The organism is Streptomyces sp. NPDC002032 (assembly GCF_042890765.1).
Taxonomy (GTDB): domain Bacteria; phylum Actinomycetota; class Actinomycetes; order Streptomycetales; family Streptomycetaceae; genus Streptomyces.
In genome coordinates this window covers 211,392-229,180 of sequence record NZ_JBIASM010000007.1, presented here as the reverse complement: position 1 = coordinate 229,180, position 17,789 = coordinate 211,392, and the positions used below count along the sequence as shown (strand labels likewise).

Sequence of the window (17,789 nt, the reverse complement as noted above, 5' to 3'; positions counted from 1 at the left end):
CGGACGGCCGTGGGGAGGGTGCCGCGAGGCGGGGGCGGCGGTGGGCCGGGCTCGTGGCAGCCCGGCCGACTGTACGGGGGTGGGGGGCGGGGCACCTCGTCCGTCCGGCCGTTTCGGGCGGGGCCGGAAGGACGAGGCGCGGGTGCGTGGGGTGGGGCCGGTGGGGCCGGTGGGGCCGGTGGGGCCGGCCGGGCCGGCCGGGGGTGCGGGCCCGGTGGGGCTAGAGGCCGGCCGCGGCGGCCTTGATGTCGGCGGCGAAGGTGGAGACCTCGGTGTAGACGCCGGGGTAGCCGGCGCGGGCACAGCCCTCGCCCCAGCTGACGATGCCGACCTGGATCCAGGCGTTCGCGTTGTCGCGGCGGAACATGGGGCCGCCGGAGTCGCCCTGGCAGGTGTCGACGCCGCCCTGGGTGAAGCCGGCGCAGATCTCCTCGCCGGGGACGAGGTCGGAGCCGTAGGCGCTCTGGCAGGAGGCGTCGGAGACGAAGGGGACGGTGGCCTTCATGAGGTAGCGCTGCTGGCCGCCGCCCTCGCGGGTGGCGCCCCAGCCGGCGACGGTGAAGGTGCCGTTGTCGTAGGCCTTGGTCTCGGCGATCTTGAGGGTGGGCTGGTTGATGGGCTGGGCGAGTTTGATCAGGGCCCAGTCGCGGCCCTTGCCGTTGTAGCCGGGGGCCTGGAGGACCTTGGTGGACCTGACCTTGACGGCGCTGGAGCTGTTGAGGTCGACGACGCCGCCGGTGGCGGTGATGGAGGTGTTGGCGCCGGAGCCGTCGACGCAGTGGGCGGCGGTGAGGACGATCTGCTGGCTGTAGAGGGCGCCGCCGCAGCCCATGGAGAGGCGGACCATGAAGGGGAACTCGCCCTGCGCGGCGCGGGTGCCGCCGACGACGGGGGTGGGTGCGGCGCTGGCTCCGGTGGGCTGGAGGCTGACGGCCGCGAGGGCCACGGCGCCGGCGGCGAGGGTGCGCTTGAGGATTCTTCCGAGAGTGGCCACGGTCAACACACTGCCTTTCGTGGGGGGTTGGGCTGTGCGCGCCATCATGTGCATGACGAGTCCATGACACATCTGTGGTACGGCTGCCTTCAAGAAGGCGTTTTCGGACAACTTCCGGCCCGGAGGGCCTCATGACGGACAACGGTGGGCGGACCAGCCCGGTCGAGCACGGATTTCCGCACCTGGAGACGGTCCGGGCGGCGCTCACGGCGCTGTTCCGCCGGCTGACCGCCGAGGGGATCGGGGCCTACGCCCTGAGCATCTCCCCCGCCGAGGCGGCCTTCGGGCCCGCCGAGGACCTGCACCTGGGCGCCCACCGGGTGGCCTCCGCCGTGGTGCGCGCGCTGCGGCTGCCCGACGCGCGGATGGTGGTCTCGTTCCGGCCGATGCGGGACGCGGCCACCGTGGAGCTGACCGCGGGACCGGAGTACTTCGTGGAGGTCAACGACCGCTTCCGGCTGCACCGGCGCGATCTGGCGGCCGCGCTCTCCCACGAGGTGACGCACGTCCTGCTGCACCGCCTGGGCCTGGGCTTCGCGGACACCGCCGCGAACGAGATCCTCACCGACACGGCCGCCGCCTTCCTCGGCTCCGGCTGGCTGCTGCTCGACGCCTACCGCGAGGACGGGCTGACCCACCAGAAGCTCGGCTACCTCACCCCCGAGGAGTTCGGCTACGTCCTGGCCCGCCGCGCCCGGTACTTCGGGGAGGACCCGGCGCCCTGGTTCTCCAGCCCCCAGGCCTACGAGGCCTACGTGCGCGGGCGCGCGCTGGCCGACCGGGAGGCGCGCCGGGCCCCGCTGGCCGCCGCGGGCGCGGGCGAGCGGCGCCGCTACACCCGGGCCCGGCGGACGGGGTCCGCCCCGCCGCGCGGGGCGGCGTACCGGTTCGGGCGGGACGGGGACGGCGAGGGGGGCGGGGACGGGGTGCTGCGGGTGAGCTTCCCGTGCCCGGTGTGCGGCCAGTGGCTGCGGGTGCCGGCGGGCGGCGGGGCACTGCGGGCGCGGTGCGGGCTGTGCCGCACGGTGCTGGAGTGCGAGGTCTGAGCGGGCCGCGCAGCCGCCGGCGAGGAGCGGACGTGATCATTCACCGGGCGGCCACGAAATGTTTCCTACCGACCAGTAGACAGGGGGGCGGCGCTCCTCCAGCCTGATCGCGTACATGTCAATACGATCGAGGAGCGCCCCCACATGCTCGCAGCCCACCGCGCCCGCACCGCCGCCGCGGCCGCCGTCGCCGCCACCGTCATGACCCTGCTGCCGGCCACCGCCGCCGAGGCCGCCCCCGCGCCCGGGCCGGCGCCGGCGCCCGCCGCGGCGCCCGCCGCCGCCGCGCCCGGCGGCAACGCGGCGATCCTGGGCATCGACTACGCGGTCTGGCAGCGCGACGTGGCCTCCGTCATCGACGCCGCCCGCCCCGGGATCGAGCAGCGGATCGCCGCCTCCCCGGCCGGGGAGAAGCCGGCGATCGTCCTCGACATCGACAACTCCTCGCTGGAGACGGACTTCCACTGGTTCTGGACCTTTCCGACCCCCGCGATCTCCAAGGTCCGCGAGCTGACCCGGTACGCCAGTGACCGCGGCGTGGCGATCTTCTTCGTCACCGCCCGTCCCGGCATCGTGTACTCCCTGACCGAGCGCAACCTCAAGGCCGTCGGCTACCCGGTCTCCGGGCTCTACGTCCGCGATCTGCCCGACCTCTTCTCGCAGGTCAGCGCCTACAAGACGGCCAAGCGCGCGGAGATCGAGGCCCGCGGCTACACGATCATCGCCAACATCGGCAACAACGACGGCGACCTGGTCGGCGGGCATGCCGAGCGCACCGTCAAGCTCCCGGACTACGACGGCAAGCTGTCCTGACCCGCCCCGCCCTCCCGGTCCCGCGCGATGGCGTTCACCGCCGCCCAGGAGAAGGCCATCGCGGGGCCGATGGTGGCGCCCGGGCCCGGGTAGGTCTCGCCCATCACCGCCGCCGAGCAGTTGCCCGAGGCGTACAGCCCCTCGACCGCGGCGGCGTCCTCGCGCAGCACCCGCCCGTCCCCGTCGGTGACCAGGCCGCCCTTGGTGCCGATGTCGCCCGGCTGGACGGGGACCGCGTAGAAGGGGCCCTCGGCGATCGGCGCCAGGTTCGGGGAAGCGGGCGACGGCCGCGGGCAGGCCGGGCGGCGGGGCGCCGGGCGGGCGGCCCGGGCGGCTCCGGCGCCCCCGCCGGACCCGGAACCCGCCGTCTGCGAACGGGCGATGGACAACATGTTGGGCTGGCTGCGGTTCAGCGGGTGGATGTAGCGGGTAGTCATATCCCATCGCACGAGAAAGGCTCCGGACCCGACCCCTCGCCAGGGGGCCGGACCCGGAGCCTTTCTCACGCGTAGCCGATGTGCACCCGGTCGCTCAGCGGCAGCGCCTGACAGGTCAGAACGCAGCCCGGCCAGGTCGGCGCCGTCCAGCACGTCGAGCAGCGGGGCCCGCCGGGGGCGGCGCGGCGGCGGGGGCGCCCCGGCGGCAGCGTCCATCAGCGGGCCGGGCCGGCCGGCGGTCGGCAGCCCCTGGAGCTCCCAGGCGGGGTGCGGGGCGGGCGGGAGGCCGCGCTCCCGCTCAGCGGGAAACGGCGGCCGGGCGGCAGGGGCGCGCGGGTGTCCACCGGAATCCGCCCCGCCACCACCGCGTCTCGGTCAATTCGCCCGCGCGGACGGAACCCGCCTTGCGGGCGGCGGCCGCGCATGAGGCAATCTCCGCGTTTCCATCGGCATCCACCGACTCACACCGACTCCCGGACAAGGAGCACGAGCGTGCCTTCTCGGATCAGCGGGTTACAGCACGGAGTGATGCGGCGAGGGGCGGCGGCCGTGGCCGCCGTCGGACTCGCCCTGGCCGGCGCGGCGGTCGTGGGCGCCGCGCCCGCACAGGCCGCCGGACCGGTCTGCGAGGGGACCAAGGTCGACACCCTGGCCTTCGAGACCGGCTACACCTACCTCTACTACAGCTCCGCGACGGGCCGGAACTGCGCCTACACCGTCCCCAAGAGCGGCAGCGGAACCACCCAGCTGATGTTCGTCGGCCTGACCCGCGCGAGCGACAACGTGGGCTCTTACGACAGCGGCGACTTCAAGTACTACGCGGGCCCCGTCTACCTGGACGCCCGGGGCACCTGCGTGCAGTTCAACGGGCAGGTCGGCTCCTGGGCGGGCAACTCGGGCTGGGGCCACTGCGGCGCCCGCCACTGAGACCCGTGCGGGGCGGGGCGCCCGGGGTGCCCCGCCCCGCAGGCCCTACAGGGCCCGGACGAAGGCGGCGAAGGCGTCCCGCCCGACGGTGAAGACGGGCCCGCCGGCAACCTTGGAGTCCCGCACGGCGACGAGGCAGGTCCGGGGGGAAACCTCGACGCAGTCCCCGCCGGTGCCCCCGCTGTACGAAGCCTTGCGCCAGACGGCGTCGCCGAGGGGAGCGCACTCCACGCACTCGCCCCCGTTGGTGCTGCTGTACGACGCCTTGCGCCAAACGGCGTCGCCGAGGGGAGCGCATTCGACGCAGTCGCCGCCGCTAGAACCGCTGTACGACGACTTACGCCACAGCACGTCCGTCAGGCTCAGGCCGGTCTCCATAGCGTTCCTCCATCACCCGTGCGATCAGCGCCGCTGACAATCCGGGCGACAGCGCCTCGGCTTGAAGGCGAGCGTATCCGACCGAACGTTCCCTGATCACTTGCGGATTGGCCGTCATATGGCCGTCGTCGTAGCTCTCGCTGTAGTGCAAGTCAGGGTTGGTATCGAACCGCAGTAGGTTGAACGAGCCCATCATGCCCGCGTGCTGACCCACCTCGAAGGGAAGCACCTGGAGGTTGACCCACAACCGGTTGCGCAGCTCCAGCAAGGAAGCAAGCTGCTCCCTCATCACGGTGGGACCGCCGATCTCCCGGTGCAGGACCGCCTCGTCCAGCACCACCCACAGCACGGGCGGAGTGCCGCGAGCAAGAATGCGCTGCCGATCCATCCGGGCCGCCAGCATGGTGTCCGCCGTTTTCGGGTAGTCCACGTCGAGCACCGCCCGGGCGTACGCGGCGGTCTGCAGCAGCCCGTACACCAATTGGCACTGGTACGTGGAGATGTACTCGGCCCGGGCCTCCATCTCCGCGTACTCCTGGAACCACACCGGCAACTGGCTCCGCAGGACCAGCCCCACCAGGCGGCTGAACGTGCCGCCCGTGTTCAGGGCCGCGTCGATCCGCTCCGAGAACTCCCGGCTCGGGACCTTCCTCGCGTTCTCGATCTGGCCGATCAGGGACCCCGTACAGAAGACGATGCCGCCCAGGTCGCCCTGCGTCAGCTTGGCCTCCTCCCGCCATCGGCGCAGCTCGGAGCCGTAGTAGTCCAGCGGCGAGGCGCTGGGATCGAGGTCGCGAATGTTGACCACGGGCGGTCACCCCCATGCTCACGCCGTGCGGCGTCCGGTCCGGTCTGTAGCCGAGCGTAACCACGTCACCCCGCTCCGGTACCGGAAATCGGAAAAGGGGGGCGGGGCCGGTCGCACGTCGGCCCCGCCCCCCCCTCCGCCGGGGCGGCTACGTCCGCGGCGCCGGGCAGGTCTGCCAGGCGAGGTGGTACAGGGTGTTCACGCTGGCGTCGGTGGAGTCCATCGCCATGAAGCTGGTGGCGCTGGGGCTGGACGTGCCGCCGTTGACGCGGAGTTCGGTGTTGATGTTGAAGTTGCGCTTCTCGCCGCACGGGGCCCAGACGAGGTCCGCGTACTCGGTCTTGTCGGAGGTCTGCCAGTTGTCGTCCAGCGGTCCGCTGAAGGTGTGGGTGCGCTGGGCGGTCTGCGGCATGCCCTGGAAGTAGTAGTTGGCCCGCTCGACGCCGGACGCGCCGGGATGGAGGAAGCCGAAGCCGCGGTAGTCCGCCTGCACGATGGCGTACGTGAAGCCGTTCGGCACGTGGACGCGGAGGTTGAGCTGGCAGTTCTTGCGGAAGGCGGTCGGCGGGGCGCCGGGGCCGACCTGGGCCATGTACTCGCTGTAGGTGACGGTGAAGGCGGTGTTGTCGGGGGCGACCGCGACCTGGGCGGTGCCCTCGCGGCAGCCGGAGCCGTTCACGGTGGCGAGTTCGATGACGATCTTGTCCGGCGGGACCGTGATCTGCGGGGCCGCGGCCTGCGACGGGGCGGCGGTGGCGATCAGGGCGGCGGCCGCGCCGCCGACGAGCAGGGTGCGGGACAGGGAACGAGACATCGTTGTCACTCCTTCTGCGTGCGCGCGGTCCACGGTCAGGCGGCGGCGGGACACTCCTTCCACTCGAAGTGGTAGACGGTGCTGACGCTGCCGTCCGTGGAGTCCATGCTCATGAAGCTGAGGGCCTGGGGGCTGGACGTGCCCCCGTAGACCCGCAGTTCGGTGTTGACGTTGAGGTTCCGCTCCTCGCCGCAGGGGGCCCAGACGAGGTCGTTGTAGGCGGTCTGGTCACTGGCCTGCCAGTTGTCGGAGTACGGGCCGTTGACCTGGTGGGTGATGCGGGTGGTCTGGGAGGCGCCCTGGAAGTAGTACCCGGCGCGTTCCTGGGCGTAGGCGCCGCGCTGGAGGTGGGCGAAGCCGCGGTAGTCCGCGCGGGCGATGGCGTACGTGTACCCCTGGGGGACGTGGACGCGGAGGGCGAGCTGGCAGTTCTTGCGGAAGTCCGTGCCGCCGGAGCCGGCGCCGGTCTGGGCGAGGTAGTTGCTGTAGGTGACGGTGAAGGCGGTGTTGTCGGAGGCGGCGGCGACCTCGGTGGTGCCCTGGGGGCAGCCGGAGCCGTTGGCGCCGACGACCTCGACGGTGACGCGGCCGGGCGGCACCGAGGGGGTGTCCGCCTGGGCGGGGGCGGGAGCGGCGACGGCCGCCAGGGCGATGGCGGCGGCCCCGAAGGTGAGTCTGCGCAACAGCATGTCCAGGTACTCCGTCCGTCGGAAACGGGGTGGCTTTGGGCATGCACATGCCATCACAGGCCGCGGGGGCCGGGAGGGGCGCGTACCGGACAAGCGGCCCGGGGCCGGGGCCGTCTCCCGCCCCCTGGCCGGAATCCGCAAGTCCGCAACCCCCCGCGGCGCCGCCCCACCAGGCCCGCTCCCCCGTCCCCCGGCGCGCCGGGCGGGCGCGGCCGGGCGCAGGATGTCCCGAACCGCCGGTCCCGCCGGGGCGGGCGCGGGGAAAAACCGGTGGAACGGCGCCGGCGGGGCCATTTACCGTGCTGCCGGACTCCATCGCCCAGGCAAGGACGGCCCGTTGTACACCGTGTGAGACCCCCCGACTGCTGATTCGTCGCGCGCCGCGCCCGTTCGCGCCGCGCTGCTTCCCGCTGCGGACTTCTCACTGGAACCGGTGTCCTCCTGTGCTCGACAACTGGGTCGTCATGCCCACCTGCCTGCCGCTCGTCCTGCGCCACTGCCACACCTGCGCGGCCGGCCGCTTCCGGGCGAACGGCAAATTCCGTATCAACGCGCACCACAAGCTCCTCGACGTCTGGGTCCTGGTTCTCTGCACCGGGTGCGGGGAAACCGCGAAGCTCACGGTCCTGGAGCGGGTGAACGTGCGCTCCGTACCGCCCCGGCTGCTGGAGCGGCTGCACGACAACGACCTCGGCCTGGCGGCCGAGCTGCTCCGGGATCCGCTCCTGCTGCGGCGCAACCGCGTCGCCCTGGACTGGGACGGCGCCTGGCGCCTGGACACCGGCGGCTCCGGCCGCCCGGCGGTCGCCGGGGCGGTACACGAGGCCTCCGACGAGGCGGTCGACGTATCGGTGCGCTTCGCGGCGCGGATCCCGGTCCGGCCGCTGCGGCTGATCGCCGAGGGCTGCGGCCTGTCGCGGGGCGGGGCCGCGCGGCTGCTGACGGAGGGGAAGCTCGTCTCGGCGGTCCGGCTGGACCGCCGGATCAGCGGCGACTTCACCTTCACCCTCAAACACTGAGCGCCGCGGTCGAGTTCCGGGGCTGATGGCCGGGCGCCCGCCCGCGGAGGGTGCCCGGCTCCCCCGGCCTTGACATCACAGCATGTACCTGACACCAGTGGCGGTTGCACCGCCCACCCGCGTCACCCCCACGCACGCCGCCACGGCCCCAAGGGAGCGATCAGCGCATGACCCAGCCGCAGAGCACGGGACACTACGACGTCGTCATCAGCGGGGCCGGCCTCGCCGGGAGCGCCGCGGCGATCCTGCTGGCCCGGCGCGGTGCCCGCGTCGCCCTGCTGGAGCGCCGTTCGGACCCGGCCGCGTACAAGAGCCTCTGCACCCACTCCCTGACGGCCAACGCGTACCCGGTGCTGGAGGAGCTGGGCCTCGTCCCGGCGCTGGAGGAGGCGGGGGCGGTCCGCAACGAGGCCCGCTGGTACACCCGCTGGGGCTGGATCGAGCCCAGGGCCGCGCCGGGCGGGCCCGCGCTGCCGTACGCGTACAACGTGCGGCGCAGCGTCCTGGATCCGATGATCAGGTCCCGCGCGGCCGGGACCCCCGGCGTCGACCTGCTGTTGGGCCACCAGGTGAGCGGGCTGGTCCGGGAAGCCGGGCGGACGCTGGGGGTGCGCGCGTCCACGCCGGAGGGGGAGCGCGAGATCCGGGCCCGGCTGGTGGTCGGCGCCGACGGCCGGGAGTCGGCCGTGGCGAAGTCCGCCCCGGTGGGCGGGCGGCAGTACGAGAACGGGCGGTTCGGCTACCTCGCGCACTTCCGCAACCTCCCGCTGTCCGGCGGGATCGGCCAGACGTGGTTCCTCGAACCCGACATGGCGTACGCCTTCCCGAACGACGACGGGGTGACGGTCCTCGCGGTGCTCCCGGACAAGAAGCGGCTGCCGGCCTTCCGGGAGGACCTGGAGGGCAGCTTCCTCGCCTTCGTCCGCGCCCTGCCCGAGGCGCCGCCCGTGGACTCCGCCGAGCGCGTCTCGAAGATCACCGGCACGGTCAACTACCCGCTGCACAGCCGCGTACCGAGCGCACCGGGCCTCGCCCTCATCGGCGACGCCGCCCTGACCGGCGATCCCCTGTGGGGGGTGGGCTGCGGGTGGGCGCTGCAGTCCGCGCGGTGGCTGGCGGAGGCGGTCGCCCCGGCCCTGACCGGCGGGGGCGACCTCGACCGGTCGCTCGCGCTGTACGCGCGCAGGCACCGGCGGCGGCTCGGCGGCCACCAGAAGCTGGCCGTCGACTTCGCCACCTCCCGCCCCTTCAATCCCGTGGAGCGGCTGATGTTCTCGGCGGCGGCCCGCGACGAGGCGCTGGCGCGGCACATGTACCTGTTCGCGTCGCGCCTCATCGGTCCGCTGCGCTTCCTGAACCCGGTGGCCCTGGCCAGGGCCTCGCGCGTCAACCTCAGGCACCGCGGCCCGGCCCGGGCCCGGCGGACTCCGGGAGGGACGGCCGCCTAGGTGTGTTGTCCCGGGACGTTGGTGTCCCGCGGCTCCCCTAGGTCCCGTACACCGCGCCCGGGGGCTGGGAGGCGGCCAGGAGTTTCGCCGCCGCTTCGCCCGCCTCCGCCGGGGTCCAGCGGGAGGCGCGGTCGGCGGTGGGGCCGGGGCGCCAGCCCTCCATCACGGTGATGCGGCCGCCCTCGGCCTCGAAGACGCGGCCCGTGACGCCGGCCGAGGCGTCCGAGCCGAGCCAGACCACCAGGGGGGAGACGTTCTCGGGGGCCATGACGTCGAAGGCCCCGGGGGCGGGGGCCGCCATGGTCTCGGCGAAGACCTGCTCCGTCATGCGGGTACGGGCCGCCGGGGCGATGGCGTTGACCTGGACCCCGTACCGGCCCATCTCGGCCGCCGCGACCAGGGTCAGGCCGAGGATGCCCGCCTTGGCTGCGCTGTAGTTGCCCTGGCCGACGGAGCCCAGCAGGCCCGCCCCCGAGGAGGTGTTGACCACCCGGGCGGCGACCGGCCGGCCGGCCTTCGCCTCGGCCCGCCACCAGACCGCGGCGTGCTTGAGCGGCAGGAAGTGGCCCTTGAGGTGGACCCGCATCACCGCGTCCCAGTCGTCCTCGTCGAGGTTGACGAGCATCCGGTCGCGCAGGAACCCGGCGTTGTTGACGAGGGTGTCGAGGCGGCCGAAGGCCGAGACGGCGCACTCCACCAGCGCGGCCGCGCCCGCGGCCGTCGCGATGTCCCCGCCGTGGGCCACCGCCTCCCCGCCCGCCGCGCGGATCTCCTCGGCCACCCGCGCCGCCGGGCCGCCGGGTCCGGGCCGGCCGTCCAGGCCCACCCCCAGGTCGTTGACGACGACCCGCGCGCCCTCCGCCGCGAAGGCCAGCGCGTGCGCCCGGCCCAGGCCGCGGCCCGCGCCCGTCACGATGACCACTCGTCCGTCCGCAATTCCCATGTCAGTTCTCCTTGTTGACGTTCGCCGCGTCCAGGAAGGCCGGCCGCTCGCCGCCCCCGTGGACCAGCAGGGCGGCCCCGCTGATGTAGGCCGCCCGGTCGGAGGCGAGGAACACGGCCGCCTCCCCCACGTCCGAGGGCTCGGCCAGCCGGCCCAGGGGGACGGTCGCGCCGACGGCGGCGAGGCCCGCCTCGTCGCCGTAGTGCAGGTGCGCGAGTTCGGTCCGCACCATGCCGAGCACCAGCGAGTTGACCCGTACCTCGGGGGCCCACTCCACGGCCATGGAGCGGGCCAGGTTCTCCAGCCCCGCCTTGGCCGCGCCGTAGGCGGCGGTGCCGGGCGAGGGGCGGGTGCCGCTGACGCTGCCGGTCATCACGACCGAGCCCCGGCTCTCGCGCAGCCACGGGTACGCGGCGATCGAGGCGGTCATCGGGGCGATCAGGTTCAGCGCGAGGACCCGGGCGTGCCGCTCGGCGCCGCCCTCGCCGAGGAGCCGGTACGGGGTGCCGCCCGCGTTGTTCACCAGGCAGTCCAGGCGTCCGTGGCGGCCGGCGACCTCGTCGAAGAAGGCTTCGACGGCGGCGGGTTCGCGCAGGTCGACGGCGGTGTAGGCGGCCTCCCGCCCCCCTGCGGCCACCGGCCGCTCCGGTGGCCGGCGGGCGCAGACCACGACGTCGGCGCCCGCCGTCAGGAACGCCCGCGCGATCCCGGCGCCGACGCCCCGGGTTCCGCCGGTGACGACGACGACCCTCCCCTTGAGCTCCATCGGCTGCTACCTTCCTCACCTAACAAATGTTTGGTGGAAAGGTAGCTGATCCGTTCATGGGTGTCTCCACCTCCCGCCCCGACAAGGGCGTCTCACTCGTCACCGTCGACTTCCCGCCCGTCAACGCGCTCCCGGTACGGGGCTGGTACGACCTCGCCGACGCCCTGCGCGCGGCCGGCCGCGACCCCGAGGTCCGCTGCGTGGTCCTGGCCGCCGAGGGCCGCGGCTTCAACGCGGGCGTCGACATCAAGGAGATGCAGCGCGACACCGGGCACGCCGCCCTCATCGGCGCCAACCGCGGCTGCTACGAGGCCTTCGCCGCCGTCTACGAGTGCGAGGTCCCCGTCGTCGCGGCGGTGCACGGCTTCTGCCTGGGCGGCGGTATCGGCCTCGTCGGCAACGCCGACGCGATCGTCGCCTCCGACGACGCCGTCTTCGGCCTGCCCGAGCTCGACCGGGGCGCCCTCGGCGCGGCCACCCACCTGGCCCGGCTGGTCCCCCAGCACCTGATGCGCACCCTCTACTACACCTCGCGCACCGCCACCGCCGCCGAACTGCACGCGCACGGCTCGGTGTGGAAGGTCGTCCCGGGCGCCGGACTGCGGGCGGCCGCCCTGGAGCTGGCCGCCGAGATCGCCCGCAAGGACGGCTCCCTGCTCCGGCTGGCCAAGGCCGCGATCAACGGCATCGACCCCGTCGACGTCCGGCGCAGCTACCGCTTCGAGCAGGGCTTCACCTTCGAGGCCAACCTCAGCGGGGTCGCCGACCGGGTCCGCGACACCTTCGGGAAGGACGGGAGCACCCCGTGACCGACAAGACCATGACCCCCGACGAGGTGGTCGGCCGGCTGCGCAGCGGCATGACCCTCGGCATCGGCGGCTGGGGCTCGCGGCGCAAGCCGATGGCCCTGGTCAGAGCGCTGCTCCGGTCCGAGATCACCGATCTGACCGTGATCGCGTACGGCGGCCCGGACATCGGCCTGCTCGCCGCGGCGGGCCGCATCAGCCGCCTCGTCACCCCGTTCGTCACCCTCGACTCGATCCCGCTGGAGCCGCACTACCGGGCCGCCCGCGAAAGCGGTGCCTTCGCCCTGACCGAGTACGACGAGGCCATGTTCATGTGGGGCCTGCACGCCGCCGCGAACCGGCTGCCCTTCCTGCCCGTCCGCGCCGGTCTCGGCTCCGACGTGATGCGGGTCAACCCGGAGCTGCGCACCGTCACCTCCCCCTACGCCGACGGGGAGGAGTTCGTCGCCGTCCCCGCCCTGCGCATGGACGCGGCCCTGGTCCACCTCAACCGCGCCGACCGCCTCGGCAACGGCCAGTACCTGGGCCCGGACCCCTACTTCGACGACCTGTTCTGCGAGGCCGCCGACACCGCGTACCTCTCCTGCGAGCAGCTCGTGGAGAGCGCCGAGCTGGCCAAGTCGGGCCCCCTCCAGTCCCTCCTGGTCAGCCGGCACGCGGTGACCGGCGTCGTGGAGACCCCGAACGGCGCGCACTTCACCTCCTGCGCGCCCGACTACGACCGCGACGAGGCCTTCCAGAAGCTGTACGCCACCACCCCCTGGCCGGAGTTCGCCGCCCGCTTCCTGTCGGGCGCGGGCGAACACGACTACCAGAGCGCCGTCCGCGCCTGGCACGAGGAGCAGAAGTGACCGCCCTGCCCACCCGCCCCGAATACTGCGTGATCGCCTGCGCCGAGGCCTGGCGCGACAACGGCGAGGTCCTCGCCAGCCCGATGGGCCTGGTCCCCGGCTTCGGCGCCCGCCTCGCCAAGCGCACCTTCTCCCCCGACCTCCTGCTCACCGACGGCGAGGCCACCCTGGTGGGCCTGGACGGCACGCCCGAGGGCTGGCTCCCGTACCGCAGGCACCTGACGATGGTCACCGGCGGGCGGCGGCACGTGATGATGGGCGCCAGCCAGATCGACCGGTACGGCAACCAGAACATCTCCTGCATCGGCGACTGGGAGCGGCCCGCCCGCCAGCTCCTGGGCGTGCGCGGGGCCCCGGTCAACACCCTGAACAACCCGGTGAGCTACTGGATCCCCAAGCACTCCCCCCGGGTCTTCGTCGAGCGCGTCGACATGGTCAGCGGCGTCGGCCATGACCGCGCCGAGGCGGCCGGGGTCACCCGCTTCCACCGCCTGCCGCGCGTCGTCAGCGACCTCGGCGTCTTCGATTTCGACGGCCCGGGCCACACGATGCGGCTGGCCTCCCTCCACCCGGGCGTCACCCTCGACCGGGTCCGGGAGGCCACCGGCTTCGAGCTGGCGCTGCCCGAGGGCGGGGAGATCCCGTACACCCGCGAGCCGACCGGCGAGGAGCTGCGGCTGATCCGCGAGGTGATCGACCCCAAGGGCCTGCGCGACCGCGAAGTACGGGCCTGACGTGGCGGCGCAGGCGGCGGGGCCCGCCCTGGAGACGGCCTTCACCCGGCTCGTCGGCGTCCGCCACCCCCTCGTCCAGACGGGCATGGGCTGGGTGGCCGGGCCGCGCCTGGTGACGGCGGCGGCCGAGGCCGGGGCGCTCGGCATCCTCGCCTCGGCGACGATGACCACGGAGCAGCTGCGGGCGGCCGTCCACGAGGTGAAGTCCCGTACGGACGCGCCCTTCGGGGTCAACCTGCGCGCGGACGCCGGGGACGCGGCCGAGCGCGCCCAGCTGATCATCGACGAGGGCGTACGGGTGGCCTCCTTCGCCCTGGCCCCCTCCAGGGAGCTGATCGCCCGGCTCAAAGACGCGGGCGTGGTGGTGATCCCCTCCATCGGGGCGCGCCGGCACGCCGAGAAGGTCGCGGCCTGGGGCGCGGACGCGGTCATCGTGCAGGGCGGGGAGGGCGGCGGGCACACCGGGGACGTGGCGACCACGGTGCTGCTGCCGCAGGTGGTCGACGCCGTGGACATCCCGGTGGTCGCGGCGGGCGGCTTCCGCGACGGCCGCGGCCTGGTCGCGGCGCTGGCCTACGGCGCCGCGGGCATCGCCATGGGCACCCGCTTCCTGCTGACCTCCGACTCCCCCGTCCCGGACGCCGTCAAGGCCGAGTACCTGAGGGCCACGGTCAGGGACGTCACCGTCACCACCGCCGTCGACGGGCTGCCGCACCGGATGCTGCGCACCGAGCTGGTCGAGGCCCTGGAGCGGGCGGGCCGGACCCGGGCGCTGGCCCGGGCGGTGCGGCACGCGGCGGGGTTCAAGAAGCTGTCGGGCCTGACCTGGTCGCGGATGGTGCGCGACGGGCTGGCGATGAAGCACGGCAAGGACCTGTCCTGGAGCCAGGTCCTGCTCGCCGCGAACACCCCGATGCTCCTGAAGGCGTCCATGGTCGAGGGCCGTACGGACCTCGGAGTCATGGCATCCGGCCAGGTCGCGGGGGTGATCGAGGATCTGCCGTCCTGTGCGGAGCTCGTCGGCCGCGTCATGGCCGAGGCACACGCGGTCCTGCACACGCTGCGCACCCTGCCTCCACCAGGGTGATCCCCCTTCTCCGTCACGGGAGCCGTATCCCATGAGCCGTGCCCGAATCCGCCTGGCGACCGCGGCGGCCGTCGCCGCGCTGACCGTCGCCGCCGCACCGCCGGCCGCCGCCCTGCCCGCCGCCGCGCCCGCGGCGGCGGCGACGCCCGCAGCGGGGGGCCGGGCCCCGCACGGGCTGCGGCCGCAGGCCCCGGTGATCCGCCAGATCGTCCTCCAGGGGGCCGTCAACGTCCGCGACGTCGGCGGCTACCGCACCTACACCGGCGGCCAGGTCCGCCAGGGGCTGGTCTACCGCTCCGACGGGCTCGGCAAGCTGACCCCGGCGGACGTCGGGACCGTCGCGGGTCTCGGCCTCACGAAGGCCGTCGACTTCCGCGTCCCCGTCGAGGTCCAATACGACGGCGCCGACCGGCTGCCGCCCGGCCTGCCCGCCACCTCCCGCCCGGTCAGCGACCTGGGCCTGTACACGACCCTGCTGACCGCGATCGGCAGCGGTGACCCCGTCCGGCAGGAGGAGATGCTCGGCGGCGGCCGCGCCGAGTCCTACATGCGCGACATCTACCGCACCTTCGTGAGCAGCCCCGAGAACCGGGCGCAGTTCGCGGCGACGCTGCGGGAGATCGCGGACGGCCGGCAGGGCCCGCTGCTCTACCACTGCACCTCGGGCAAGGACCGTACGGGCTGGATGAGTTACGTCCTGCTGCGCGCGCTGGGCGTGCCGGAGCAGAGCGCCGGGGCCGACTACCTGGCCTCCAACACCTTCCGGGGGGCCTACGACGCCCAGGTCCGGGCGGCCCTCAAGCAGTCGGGCCGGATGCAGGACCCGGACCTGCTGATCCCGCTCCAGGAGGTCCGCCAGGACTACCTGGACGCGGCGACCGCGCGGATGGAGGCCGACTACGGCAGCTTCTACGGCTACCTGACCAAGGGCCTCGGCCTGGACCTGGGGACCCTGGCGGCGCTCCAGTCGAAGATGGTCCGCTGACGGCTGACCGCTGACCGCTGACCGTGGGCCGTGGGCCGCCGCGGCCGGAACGCGAAGGAGCCGGGCGGCGCGTGATGCGCCGCCCGGCTCCTTCGTACGTACGTGTCCGCCCGGTCAGACCGCGCGGCGGCGGCCCTGGCCGCCGGTGCCGACGCGGCTGCGCGCGGAGGCCGCGGCGGCGCCGCCGGAAGCGCCGCCCCCGGTGCGCCGGCCCTGGCCGGCGGAGGCCGACCCCGAGCCGGAGCCGCCCTGGCCGCCCTGGCCGCGGCGGGCCTGGCCCGACCCGGCGGCGGGGGCCTGCCCGGACGCGCCGCCGGAGCGGCGGCCGCGGCCGCCGCCCGCCGGGGCGCCGCCCGTGGCGGAGCCGGTGCGCGGGGCGCCCGAACGGCGGCGCGCGGAGCCGGAGCCGGAGCCCGCGCCGGAACGCTGCTTCGGCGGGGTGGCCTGCGGCACCTCCAGCACCACGGGGATGCCCGAGGGCTCCTTGGCGCCGGTGAGGCGGGCGAGCTCCGCGTCGGAGGACTTGATCTGCGCGGTGCGCGGGGTGATGCCGGCGTCCGACATCAGCCGGGTCATGTCGCGCTTCTGGTCGGGCAGGACCAGGGTGACGACGCTGCCGGACTCGCCCGCGCGGGCCGTGCGGCCGCCGCGGTGCAGGTAGTCCTTGTGGTCGGTCGGCGGGTCCACGTTGACGACCAGGTCGAGGTCGTCGATGTGGATGCCGCGCGCGGCCACGTTGGTGGCGACCAGTGCGGTGACCTCGCCCGTCTTGAACCAGTCGAGGGTGCGGTTGCGCTGCGGCTGCGAGCGGCCGCCGTGCAGGCCGGAGGCGCGGACGCCGTCCGCGAGGAGCTTCTTGACCATGCGGTCGACCCCGCGCTTGGTGTCGACGAACATGATCACCCGGCCGTCGCGCGCCGCTATGCGCGTGGCCACGGCCTTCTTGTCGGTCTCGTCCATGACGTACAGGACGTGGTGCTCCATCGTGCTGACCGCACCGGCGGACGGGTCGACGGAGAAGGCGACGGGGTCCGTCAGGAACATCTTGACGAGCTTGTCGATGTTCTTGTCGAGGGTCGCCGAGAACAGCATGGTCTGCCCGCCGGGCGCGACCTGCTTGAGCAGGGCGGTGACCTGCGGCATGAAGCCCATGTCGGTCATCTGGTCGGCCTCGTCGAGGACCGTGACGGCGACCTGGGAGAGGTCGGCGTCGCCGCGGTCGATGAGGTCCTTCAGACGGCCGGGGGTGGCGACGAGCACCTCGGCGCCGCGGCGCAGGGCGCCGGACTGCCGGTTGATCGACATGCCGCCGACGACGGTCGAGATGCGCAGGTTGACGGACGTGGCGTAGGGGGCCAGGGCGTCGGTGACCTGCTGCGCGAGCTCGCGGGTCGGTACGAGGACCAGCGCGAGCGGCTGCTTGGGCTGGGCGCGGCGGCCGGCGGTGCGGGCCAGCAGCGCCAGGCCGAAGGCCAGCGTCTTGCCGGAGCCGGTGCGGCCGCGGCCGAGCAGGTCACGGCCGACGAGGGAGTTCGGCAGCGTGGCGGCCTGGATGGGGAACGGCTCGGTCACGCCCTGGGCGGCGAGGGTCTTCAGCAGCGCCTCGGGCATGGCCATGTCCTCGAACGCGGCCACCGGCGCGAGGGCCGGGGTCAGCGGTTCGGGCATGGTGAATTCCTGCGGCCGGGCAACGGGGGCGGACTTCTGCCGTCCCGCGCCAGCCTTCGGACGTCCCTGGGCCGCACCTCGGCCCCGAGTGGGGCGGCGGCTGGGTCGTGCGGAGCTGGAGCTGGTCATGCGGAAAAAGCCCTCCTGAAACCGGCAGGTACGCACGTTCGTACGCGGTGGGTGCGAACGCGGGGTGAAACAGCAGACAAGCCGGGGCCCGCACCTCGCGGTGCGGACCCCGGCCGGCTGACGTACTTAGTTGGCGGGGAGGATGTTCTCCGCCTGGGGGCCCTTCTGGCCCTGGGTCACGTCGAAGGTCACACGCTGACCCTCCTGGAGCTCACGGAAGCCCTGGGTGGCGATGTTCGAGTAGTGGGCGAAGACGTCCGGGCCGCCACCGTCCTGCTCGATGAAGCCGAAGCCCTTTTCCGAGTTGAACCACTTCACGGTGCCAAGTGCCATTTGAATCTCCTGAATAGGCGGCAAGGGCCCCATCCGGAGATCCCGGTAAAAACAATTAAAGCGCCTGTCGGAGCATTCCCGTCAGGCGCACATAAAGTTCATGGGTACCACAAC

Annotated in this window: 20 protein-coding genes; 10 read left to right on the top strand and 10 right to left on the bottom strand. The window is 73.7% G+C overall.

All coding sequences use genetic code 11. The annotated features are described in order from the left end of the window. Window positions 1-220: 220 nt before the first annotated feature. Complete coding sequence (locus tag ACFYYT_RS18980; RefSeq protein WP_385324859.1) at window positions 221-1,039, bottom strand: serine protease; 819 nt, start codon at window positions 1,037-1,039, stop codon at window positions 221-223. Between the two features lie 86 nt (window positions 1,040-1,125). On the opposite strand from ACFYYT_RS18980, the gene ACFYYT_RS18975 reads away from it, so the two are divergent. Both ACFYYT_RS18975 and ACFYYT_RS18970 read left to right on the top strand, forming a co-directional pair. Further along, window positions 1,126-2,040 carry a hypothetical protein gene (locus tag ACFYYT_RS18975; RefSeq protein ID WP_351825861.1) on the top strand — a complete coding sequence of 305 codons (915 nt, stop codon included), beginning with the start codon at window positions 1,126-1,128 and terminating at the stop codon, window positions 2,038-2,040. 144 nt (window positions 2,041-2,184) lie between these two features. After that, complete coding sequence (locus ACFYYT_RS18970; protein WP_362868948.1) at window positions 2,185-2,853, top strand: HAD family acid phosphatase; 669 nt, start codon at window positions 2,185-2,187, stop codon at window positions 2,851-2,853. Here ACFYYT_RS18970 and ACFYYT_RS18965 read toward each other — a convergent pair. After that, on the bottom strand, window positions 2,832-3,290 hold the full coding sequence (locus ACFYYT_RS18965) for an FAD-binding protein (protein ID WP_351830642.1): 459 nt from the start codon (window positions 3,288-3,290) through the stop codon (window positions 2,832-2,834). The two genes, ACFYYT_RS18970 and ACFYYT_RS18965, sit on opposite strands and share 22 nt — an antisense overlap. 549 nt (window positions 3,291-3,839) lie before the next feature. Here ACFYYT_RS18965 and ACFYYT_RS18960 point away from each other — a divergent pair. Then, complete coding sequence (locus ACFYYT_RS18960; protein ID WP_351830645.1) at window positions 3,840-4,217, top strand: hypothetical protein; 378 nt, start codon at window positions 3,840-3,842, stop codon at window positions 4,215-4,217. Window positions 4,218-4,262: 45 nt separating this feature from the next. Here the strand turns inward: ACFYYT_RS18960 and ACFYYT_RS18955 are convergent, their stop codons facing one another. From ACFYYT_RS18955 to ACFYYT_RS18940, 4 genes are all read right to left on the bottom strand, one after another. Continuing rightward, window positions 4,263-4,595: a DUF397 domain-containing protein gene (locus ACFYYT_RS18955; RefSeq protein ID WP_351830647.1), complete on the bottom strand. Its 333-nt coding sequence runs from the start codon at window positions 4,593-4,595 to the stop codon at window positions 4,263-4,265. After that, a complete protein-coding gene (locus ACFYYT_RS18950; RefSeq protein WP_351830649.1) occupies window positions 4,555-5,403 on the bottom strand; it encodes a helix-turn-helix transcriptional regulator in 849 nt (282 codons plus the stop codon). Before ACFYYT_RS18950 ends, ACFYYT_RS18955 begins: the two co-directional genes overlap by 41 nt. A 148-nt stretch (window positions 5,404-5,551) precedes the next feature. After that, window positions 5,552-6,217 (bottom strand): DUF4360 domain-containing protein, encoded by a 666-nt coding sequence (locus tag ACFYYT_RS18945; RefSeq protein WP_351830652.1) that lies wholly within the window; start codon window positions 6,215-6,217, stop codon window positions 5,552-5,554. 35 nt (window positions 6,218-6,252) lie between these two features. Beyond that, window positions 6,253-6,906: a DUF4360 domain-containing protein gene (locus tag ACFYYT_RS18940; protein WP_351830655.1), complete on the bottom strand. Its 654-nt coding sequence runs from the start codon at window positions 6,904-6,906 to the stop codon at window positions 6,253-6,255. 443 nt (window positions 6,907-7,349) lie between these two features. On the opposite strand from ACFYYT_RS18940, the gene ACFYYT_RS18935 reads away from it, so the two are divergent. Then, window positions 7,350-7,925 (top strand): DUF1062 domain-containing protein, encoded by a 576-nt coding sequence (locus tag ACFYYT_RS18935; RefSeq protein ID WP_351830658.1) that lies wholly within the window; start codon window positions 7,350-7,352, stop codon window positions 7,923-7,925. A 167-nt stretch (window positions 7,926-8,092) separates the two neighbouring features. After that, on the top strand, window positions 8,093-9,373 hold the full coding sequence (locus ACFYYT_RS18930; RefSeq protein ID WP_351830660.1) for an NAD(P)/FAD-dependent oxidoreductase: 1,281 nt from the start codon (window positions 8,093-8,095) through the stop codon (window positions 9,371-9,373). Window positions 9,374-9,410: 37 nt separating this feature from the next. Here the strand turns inward: ACFYYT_RS18930 and ACFYYT_RS18925 are convergent, their stop codons facing one another. Both ACFYYT_RS18925 and ACFYYT_RS18920 read right to left on the bottom strand, forming a co-directional pair. Continuing rightward, on the bottom strand, window positions 9,411-10,316 hold the full coding sequence (locus ACFYYT_RS18925; protein WP_351830663.1) for an SDR family oxidoreductase: 906 nt from the start codon (window positions 10,314-10,316) through the stop codon (window positions 9,411-9,413). Between the two features lies 1 nt (window position 10,317). Then, window positions 10,318-11,082 (bottom strand): SDR family oxidoreductase, encoded by a 765-nt coding sequence (locus ACFYYT_RS18920; RefSeq protein ID WP_351830666.1) that lies wholly within the window; start codon window positions 11,080-11,082, stop codon window positions 10,318-10,320. Between the two features lie 56 nt (window positions 11,083-11,138). Here ACFYYT_RS18920 and ACFYYT_RS18915 point away from each other — a divergent pair, with 56 nt between their 5' ends. The 5 genes from ACFYYT_RS18915 to ACFYYT_RS18895 are packed head-to-tail and all read left to right on the top strand — an operon-like array spanning window position 11,139 to window position 15,545. Then, a complete protein-coding gene (locus ACFYYT_RS18915) occupies window positions 11,139-11,891 on the top strand; it encodes an enoyl-CoA hydratase family protein (RefSeq protein WP_351830669.1) in 753 nt (250 codons plus the stop codon). Then, on the top strand, window positions 11,888-12,739 hold the full coding sequence (locus ACFYYT_RS18910) for a CoA-transferase (protein ID WP_351830672.1): 852 nt from the start codon (window positions 11,888-11,890) through the stop codon (window positions 12,737-12,739). Before ACFYYT_RS18915 ends, ACFYYT_RS18910 begins: the two co-directional genes overlap by 4 nt. Before the next feature lie 5 nt (window positions 12,740-12,744). Then, entirely contained in the window at window positions 12,745-13,473 is a 729-nt protein-coding gene (locus tag ACFYYT_RS18905) for a CoA-transferase (RefSeq protein ID WP_351830678.1), read from the top strand. Between the two features lie 28 nt (window positions 13,474-13,501). After that, window positions 13,502-14,560, top strand: a complete 1,059-nt coding sequence (locus ACFYYT_RS18900; RefSeq protein ID WP_351830681.1) for a nitronate monooxygenase — start codon at window positions 13,502-13,504, stop codon at window positions 14,558-14,560. Between the two features lie 31 nt (window positions 14,561-14,591). Continuing rightward, a complete protein-coding gene (locus ACFYYT_RS18895; RefSeq protein ID WP_388608551.1) occupies window positions 14,592-15,545 on the top strand; it encodes a tyrosine-protein phosphatase in 954 nt (317 codons plus the stop codon). A gap of 114 nt (window positions 15,546-15,659) precedes the next feature. On the opposite strand, the gene ACFYYT_RS18890 is transcribed toward ACFYYT_RS18895, so the two are convergent. Both ACFYYT_RS18890 and ACFYYT_RS18885 read right to left on the bottom strand, forming a co-directional pair. Next, window positions 15,660-17,342: a DEAD/DEAH box helicase gene (locus ACFYYT_RS18890; protein WP_388608548.1), complete on the bottom strand. Its 1,683-nt coding sequence runs from the start codon at window positions 17,340-17,342 to the stop codon at window positions 15,660-15,662. Window positions 17,343-17,468: 126 nt separating this feature from the next. After that, window positions 17,469-17,675 (bottom strand): cold-shock protein, encoded by a 207-nt coding sequence (locus ACFYYT_RS18885; protein WP_351827929.1) that lies wholly within the window; start codon window positions 17,673-17,675, stop codon window positions 17,469-17,471. Window positions 17,676-17,789: the final 114 nt, after the last annotated feature.